This is a genomic window from Aequorivita aurantiaca (genome assembly GCF_030410135.1).
Classification (GTDB): Bacteria; Bacteroidota; Bacteroidia; order Flavobacteriales; family Flavobacteriaceae; genus Aequorivita; species Aequorivita aurantiaca.
Genome location: NZ_JAUGQQ010000045.1, coordinates 1 through 375 on the forward strand (window position 1 = coordinate 1; position 375 = coordinate 375).

General features: G+C 46.4%; 1 protein-coding gene. It reads right to left on the reverse strand.

Annotated elements, in window-relative coordinates; genetic code table 11:
* On the reverse strand, positions 1 to 375 hold a 375-nt coding region (locus QRD02_RS14345), incomplete at both ends, for a hypothetical protein (RefSeq protein WP_290255648.1).

Genomic DNA, 375 nt, shown 5'->3' on the forward strand with positions numbered 1-375 from the left:
AAGCATGTCTTCACCATCAGCAACCGTTAAATCGTTTGCAGTGATTCGGCCTAAGTTTTTAGTGAAACTCTTGCCATTTTCGAAAGCATTACTTAGTGCAGTGGTGTCACAAGGATTTCCACCGCCTCCTATTGGAGAGCAAGTTCCCGCAAAGGTATATACGCCTTCATTGGCTGGTTCAGTTATAAACCCTGTGCCATCATTATAACTAAGTCCAAAACCGATTACACCGGCACTTGAGAATTCCCAGAATGTGTTGCTGCCGTCAGTTGGCTCCAAGGATAGACCAATCCAGTACGTAGTAGCCGCACCAACTTGGCCCGGTAGGTTTACATCGGCAATATCAAGCTCTACGCTCCAAGCGTCAAAGCCAAA